The sequence below is a fragment of the Planctobacterium sp. AWM4_229 genome, assembly GCF_056160305.1.
Genome location: NZ_JBSWWX010000007.1, coordinates 384080 through 390410, shown reverse-complemented (window position 1 = coordinate 390410; position 6331 = coordinate 384080). Strand labels below are relative to the sequence as shown.

The window sequence follows — 6331 nt, the reverse complement described above, 5'->3', positions numbered from 1 at the left end:
TTCCTCGACTTCCATATCTGAAGCTTCTTCATCCAGATTTTCTGAGGCAGCAAGTTCAATGACTGAGGTACTATTATTGGCCATGAGTGAAGTCTCCTGTCATGGATTATCAGTTATACCTTTCCCACGTCATTTATTTTTATTGTTATTCTGTATTATCTTTTGGGTAAGTAACGTAGTGGGTCCACCGATTTACCTCTGTATCTTATCTCAAAGTGTAAGATTACCTGGCCGGTGTCGTCACTTCCCATTCTGGCTATCTGCTGTCCTGCTGATACCCATTGTTGTTCCTTAACTAACAATGCATCATTGTGAGCGTACGCACTGAGGTAAGCATCGGTATGTTTGATGATGATCAAATTACCGTATCCTCTCAACGCCTTGCCGGTATATACCACTTTACCGTCTGCCGCTGCCTTAATAATGGCCCCGCGCTTGTTGCTGATGTCGATGCCTTTGTTTCCAACTTCGCTAAGTGAAAATTTGCCAACTAATCGACCGTAAGTTGGCCACACCCATTTCTTTACCGTCTTTGGAAAGGAATCAGGTGTTAACTTCTCCTTAACATAATGTCCACCATACGCCTCCTTTTTTTGAGGGTCAACTGATTGATTTGCAGGGTTTTTTGAGGTCTGACCAGTTGTTTCGGAAGATTTTTTGGCTTGTCGATTTTTTGACGCTGCCAGGGTTAATTGCTGTCCAGGGTATATGTTATAAGGGGAGGGGATATTATTGAGGTGAGCGAGTTCGCGAAAATCTTTTCCCGCCTGGAAAGCAATGGAATATAAGGTGTCCCCTTTTTTGACTATATAATTTTTTGCTTTAAGAGTTCCTCTGTTTATATCGCTATAATCTTTCTGTGTGTTGAGTTGAACAACAGGGGCAGGAACATGGTTGGAGCTGCACGCTGTCAGGATGACAGAGCAGATGAAAATGCAGAGGATCAGGTTAAAACGAGACACTCTGCACCACCATTATCGGAAAATAAAATAGGCGATAACAGCCAGCACAATGACAGTCCAGCCAATGGTGTCTACATGTTGTCTGAGTTTTTGCTCAAAGGGGGCACCGCCCCAATACATTAAAGCTGCCACTAGAAAGAAACGCGCTCCTCGACCGATGGCTGATGCTATCACAAACGGAATAAACGCCATGTGTAACGCACCTGCGCTGATGGTAAACACTTTGTAGGGAATAGGTGTGAAACCCGCCAAGAATACCACCCAAATACCATAATCTGAGAACCATTGCATAGCGTGATCTAGCTTAGCTTGATAGCCCCACTGTTCTACCAGCGGCTGAATCAATCCCTCAAAGGCAAACCAGCCCAGAATAAAACCCAAAATACCACCGAGAACTGAGCCCGCAGTGGTGATGAAAGCGTAGTACCAAGCTTTCTGAGGTTTAGATAAGGCCATGGGGGCCAGCATAACATCCGGTGGAATTGGGAAGAATACTGATTCCGCAAAACTCATTCCGCCCAAATACCATTGGGCGTGACGATGTTTCGCCCAGTGCATGGTAGTGTCGTAACACCATTCAAAGATTTTCACAGTAAATCTCCGGGAACCAGAGGCACGAAACGCACTTGTTCTATGAGCTGTTCGGTAATGCCTGCTTCTTCACGACGATAAACCTTCAAGGTTTGCTGTTCGGTGCCCACCGGGATCACCAACTGTCCGCCTGGAGCGATTTGTGATAGTAACGCTTGGGGTAGTGAACTGGCAGCAGCGGTGACGATAATGGCATCGTAGGGTCCTTTGCTGGACCAGCCTTCCCAGCCATCGCCGTGCTTCATTTTGATATTGTGCAAATCCAGTTTTTGCATGCGGCGCTTAGCCTGAAATTGCAAAGACTTGATGCGCTCAACCGAATAAACCTCAGGGAACAATTGTGCCAAAATAGCGCATTGGTAGCCTGAGCCGGTACCGATTTCCAGCACTTTGTGAGCAGGATTGGCGCCAGTCAGCAAAATTTCTGTCATTTTGGCCACAATATAGGGCTGCGAAATAGTCTGACCCTGACCGATAGGCAAGGCGGTGTTCTGATAAGCTTTGTGTTGTAACGCTTCAGGTAAAAATAATTCTCTCGGCGTATTGGCAATGGCCTGCAATACTTTTTGCTCGCGAATGCCTTCTTGATAGAGCAATTGTGCGAGGTTCTCACCTCGGCGGTTGATGGTTTTGGTTGCCTGTATCATTGTTATAGTTTTTCTATCCAGTCTTTCATATTGTCGAGGCTCTGGTAAGCCGTCATGTCTACACTAATTGGTGTGACGGAACAGTAGTTATTGGCAACGGCGTGAAAGTCAGTACCTTCACCCGCGTCTTGTTCTTGCCCTACTGCACCATACCAATAAATTTCACGACCAAATGCATCTTCTGATTTCACCATGGACTCGGAGCGATGACGCCTTCCTTGTCGGGTGACTTGCAGCCCTTTTAATTCTGCATAGGGCACATCTGGTACATTAATATTTAGAATTTGATCGGCGGGTAATGGATGCTCCGCCAGGTGGTTGATGATTTGCAATACCACAAGTGCTGCGGTTTCAAAGTGCTTACCATCTTTGTTAGCCAAAGAAACAGCAATCGCAGGTAACCCCATATAACGCCCTTCAGTTGCAGCGGCTACTGTACCTGAATAAATAACGTCATCACCGAGATTTGCGCCGTGATTGATGCCCGAAACCACCAATTGCGGATCTTCCTCTAAAAATCGATTTACCGCAAGGTGTACACAATCAGAAGGCGTGCCATTTACCATGAAAAAGCCGTTGTCCATTTCCTGAATACGCAAAGGTTGCAACAAGGACAGAGCATTGCTGGCACCACTGCAATTTCGATCCGGTGCAACCACGACACATTCGTGTTGCTGAGAAAGGTGTTCGTACAACACTCTCAGTCCTTTGGCAAATACACTGTCGTCGTTACTCAGCAGGATTCTCATAGCAGCTCCATGTTATGGGTTTAGGCGTAGCAATTCTCTTATGACTGACGTAGCAAAACAACCCGAAGGTAAGGAAAAATTTAACAACAGTTGTTGTTCATGTAATTGATGACTGAAATCCTTGGGATACAGTAGAAGCTTTCGCCTTTCCTGCTTTAATCCGAGCGCTGCCAGGGTGCGACAAATCTCCGGGAAACGCTCTGTCAGCGAATTTTCAAGCTCCCCGGGTATTCCTTGTGAAGCTAGCTTTCCCGTTCCCCATAGCGGCCCTGAAAGATGGATATCTGCGCTTTCCAGTCGGGTCAAAATTTCTGAGTCGATAGTTTTAGCCACAAAAAAGCTGTTACTGCCAGCAAGGCTAAAAACGTCGCCGTTTTCAGGCGTTGTGCCGAGTTTTGTCAAACGTTCACTAACTGCCTGATTAAAAAGCCAGGAGCGCAGAGCTGAAACCGCCATATTGCGTTTCTCACGCTTTTTGATGACTTCGCCATCGATAAGTAGCCGGGCCATGGCCAGGTTACCAGCAACGCCATCAGAGTTAATATTGCCAAAGCGCTGTGGACCAAAATAGTTTGGTACGCCAGCGTACTTTATCTTGGCAATTCGCTCTTCGAGATCCGTGTCTTTTTCAAGGTCAGTTAAGGTAATTTGAAATTCATTATGAGACAAATTGCCGGTGCGAATCTTCTTGTTGTGCCAGCTTTGCTGCAAGACATCACAACCTTCATGAAGGAATTGCTTCACTGGTAAAGCATTGGCTCCCGGTAACCAGACACTGAACCACTGAGTGGTTACGGCGTGTTTGTCTTTGCGTCCGGCATAGCCTACGTCTCGCTCTTTTACACCGTAAAAGCGGGCCAGATGTTGTGCTACGAAGCCTGTATTTAAGCCGGTTTTTTGAATCTGAAGGAATAAGTGTTCACCCTCGCCACTTGGCTCGAAAGGCAAGACTTCATTGACCCTGAAATGTTCAGGAATGGCTTTCAGAGTGGCTGTGCTTTTAGGTTTGCCATGCAGGTAGTGCCAGTGTTCAGTACCAGGGAACAAGGTCATAGTTCAGACTGCCGTGGCAGGTTGCAGTAACACTACAGCATGACAAGCAATGCCTTCTTTACGGCCAGTGTATCCCAGTTTTTCGGTGGTGGTGGCTTTGACATTAATTTGCCCAAGAGCGCAATCAAGATCTTCTGCCAGGTTGGCTTTCATGGCGTTTATATGTGGCGCCATTTTAGGGGCTTGGGCAATAATTGTGCTGTCCAGATTGGCAATTTGGTATCCCAGTTCAGTGGCTTGATTAAACACTGACTTGAGCAACCCCCGGCTATCTGCGCCTGCGTATTGGGCGTCTGTATCAGGAAAGTGATGACCTATATCACCCAGTCCTAATGCGCCCAGGATAGCGTCACAAACTGCATGCAGCAGAACATCGCCATCTGAGTGAGCTACTAAGCCTTGCTCAAACGGAATTTTTTCACCGCCAAGCGTGATGGGGCCTGCACCGCCAAATTTGTGTACGTCAAAGCCGTGACCTATTCGCATATTTCACCTGTATTGTTGCGTTCTTGCTGTTCCAGAAAATACTGTACCAGAGCCAGATCTTCTGGATGCGTGATCTTGATATTGTCATGGGCACCAGCCACTAGTTGAACGGAGCCACCGGATTGTTCTATTGCCGATGCTTCGTCAGTCACTGCGATACCCTGTTGCACACACCACTGTAGCCCCGCGATGAGCTCTTTGCGTGGAAAAAATTGTGGGGTTAAGGCTTGCCAGATTTGGGTTCTGGGTATACTGCGCTCCACCATGCTATTTGAGTTGCAACCACTCTTTTGGGCTAATTTGATGGTGTCGGTAGCTTGTTTTGCCAGAATTCCACCTGAGCCTGTCCCGGCAAGTTTCAATAGTGCGCTGATATCTTCATGCCTGACACAGGGCCTGGCGGCATCGTGCACTAAAACCCAATTATCATCACAAGCCTGCAAGCCATTTAGGACTGAATCTGAGCGCTCCTTGCCACCCATTACAACCTGTAACCAAGAGGCTTGAGATATTGGCAGCTCTTGCAGGTAATCATCTTCGCGGCTTATCACCAGCACAATTTTATTGATATTGGGGTGGCTGATCAGTCGATTGAGTGTGCGTTCTAAAACCGTGCGCCCGGCCAGTTCCAGATACTGTTTGGGTTTGTCTGCTGCCATACGACTTCCCACTCCAGCGGCGGGAACTATGGCAGTAAATTGTTCATTATTCATAGATGGTGCAGAAACTAAGTAAGTCCGGATTTGTGCAGCAATATTAATCTGTTGGCAAGATGCGGTAAAAGGTTTCGCCGGGTTTAATTAAGCCAAGTTCATTTCTGGCGCGCTCTTCGATTGATTCCAACCCCATTTTCAAATCCTGGATATCGGCAATCAGCAAGCTGTTGCGCTGCCGCAGATTCTGGTTGTGCTGTAACTGCGCTGCCAGTTCCTGTTCCATGTTGAGGTAATCAGGAATACTGTGCTTACCGAACCACAGTCGATACTGCAGTGCCAGTAGCAGAATAAACAACAGGCCTGTTACGATTTTTCCCATGATTCTGATTGTCGTTCTATATTAAGCAGATGATAGCTAACCTGGATCCGCTTAGCAAAGGGTTTAGCGGTCCTATTTCAGTGCTTCTTGCGCACCCAACCAGGTGCCCAAGCCCAATAACATTGAACCAGATAGTTTATCCTGGTAATGAAGCAGTTTCGGATGTTGTTTCATGGCGTGCCCTAATTTGCCGGACAAGGCTGCGACAAACAAATCGCAACACAAGGCGATAAACGCGTAAGTACTTCCCAGTAAAATAAATTGCAGCGTAACGTTGCCGTATTCTGGATTGACAAATTGCGGCAAAAAAGCGAGGAAAAACAGGGCCGTTTTAGGGTTGGTTAACTCAACGATGATACTCTGATTAAATATGCTCCACAGACTGCGTTTGTCCACCACCTTGGTTTCACTTGGGGTGGTTGGTTTAGCTCTGAGGTAACTAATGCCCAAATAAATGAGGTATAGCGCTCCTGCTATTTTTAACAGGGTATAAGCCAACGGAGCATAGGTAAATACCGCTGCCAGTCCCAAAGCTGAAGCCAATACGTAGATAAAAGAACCCATCGCCATGCCACTGGCCGCCGCAGCGCCACCTATGAAGCCTTGATGAATGCTGCGAGCCATTATGTAAAGATTAGATGGGCCCGGAGATATGCTCAGCAAGAAGGCCGCGAGACTAAAGGCCAGAAATGTTTCTACAGGTAGCATAAGGGGCATCCGATAATTTCAAAGGCACAGTCTATCCTTAATGTCGGTTTTTTAAAAGCGCAGACACATTTACTTTTGGCCGCATCAGGTTAAGCTTAAT

At 46.8% G+C, this 6331-nt stretch carries 9 protein-coding genes; all 9 read right to left on the bottom strand.

Features of this window, described 5'->3' with window-relative positions; genetic code table 11:
* Positions 1-155 precede the first annotated feature (155 nt).
* The 9 genes from ACXAGP_RS17615 to ACXAGP_RS17575 all read right to left on the bottom strand — a co-directional run bounded on the left by ACXAGP_RS17615 (position 156) and on the right by ACXAGP_RS17575 (position 6231).
* Positions 156-962 carry a peptidoglycan DD-metalloendopeptidase family protein gene (locus tag ACXAGP_RS17615; protein WP_475262869.1) on the bottom strand — a complete coding sequence of 269 codons (807 nt, stop codon included), beginning with the start codon at positions 960-962 and terminating at the stop codon, positions 156-158.
* A 12-nt stretch (positions 963-974) separates the two neighbouring features.
* Complete coding sequence (locus tag ACXAGP_RS17610; RefSeq protein WP_475262868.1) at positions 975-1553, bottom strand: YqaA family protein; 579 nt, start codon at positions 1551-1553, stop codon at positions 975-977.
* Positions 1550-2200, bottom strand: coding sequence for a protein-L-isoaspartate(D-aspartate) O-methyltransferase (locus tag ACXAGP_RS17605; protein ID WP_475262867.1), 651 nt, complete (start codon positions 2198-2200; stop codon positions 1550-1552). The genes ACXAGP_RS17610 and ACXAGP_RS17605 overlap by 4 nt, the downstream gene beginning before the upstream one ends.
* 2 nt (positions 2201-2202) lie before the next feature.
* Positions 2203-2949, bottom strand: a complete 747-nt coding sequence (surE, locus tag ACXAGP_RS17600; protein WP_475262866.1) for a 5'/3'-nucleotidase SurE — start codon at positions 2947-2949, stop codon at positions 2203-2205.
* Positions 2950-2961: 12 nt separating this feature from the next.
* Positions 2962-4002, bottom strand: coding sequence for a tRNA pseudouridine(13) synthase TruD (gene truD, locus ACXAGP_RS17595; RefSeq protein ID WP_475262865.1), 1041 nt, complete (start codon positions 4000-4002; stop codon positions 2962-2964).
* A gap of 3 nt (positions 4003-4005) precedes the next feature.
* Positions 4006-4488: a 2-C-methyl-D-erythritol 2,4-cyclodiphosphate synthase gene (gene ispF / locus ACXAGP_RS17590; RefSeq protein ID WP_475262864.1), complete on the bottom strand. Its 483-nt coding sequence runs from the start codon at positions 4486-4488 to the stop codon at positions 4006-4008.
* Entirely contained in the window at positions 4479-5201 is a 723-nt protein-coding gene (ispD, locus tag ACXAGP_RS17585; protein WP_475262863.1) for a 2-C-methyl-D-erythritol 4-phosphate cytidylyltransferase, read from the bottom strand. The genes ispF and ispD overlap by 10 nt, the downstream gene beginning before the upstream one ends.
* Positions 5202-5244: 43 nt before the next feature.
* Positions 5245-5523 (bottom strand): cell division protein FtsB, encoded by a 279-nt coding sequence (gene ftsB, locus ACXAGP_RS17580; protein WP_475262862.1) that lies wholly within the window; start codon positions 5521-5523, stop codon positions 5245-5247.
* Between the two features lie 72 nt (positions 5524-5595).
* A complete protein-coding gene (locus ACXAGP_RS17575; RefSeq protein ID WP_475262861.1) occupies positions 5596-6231 on the bottom strand; it encodes a LysE family translocator in 636 nt (211 codons plus the stop codon).
* Between the last annotated feature and the right edge of the window lie 100 nt (positions 6232-6331).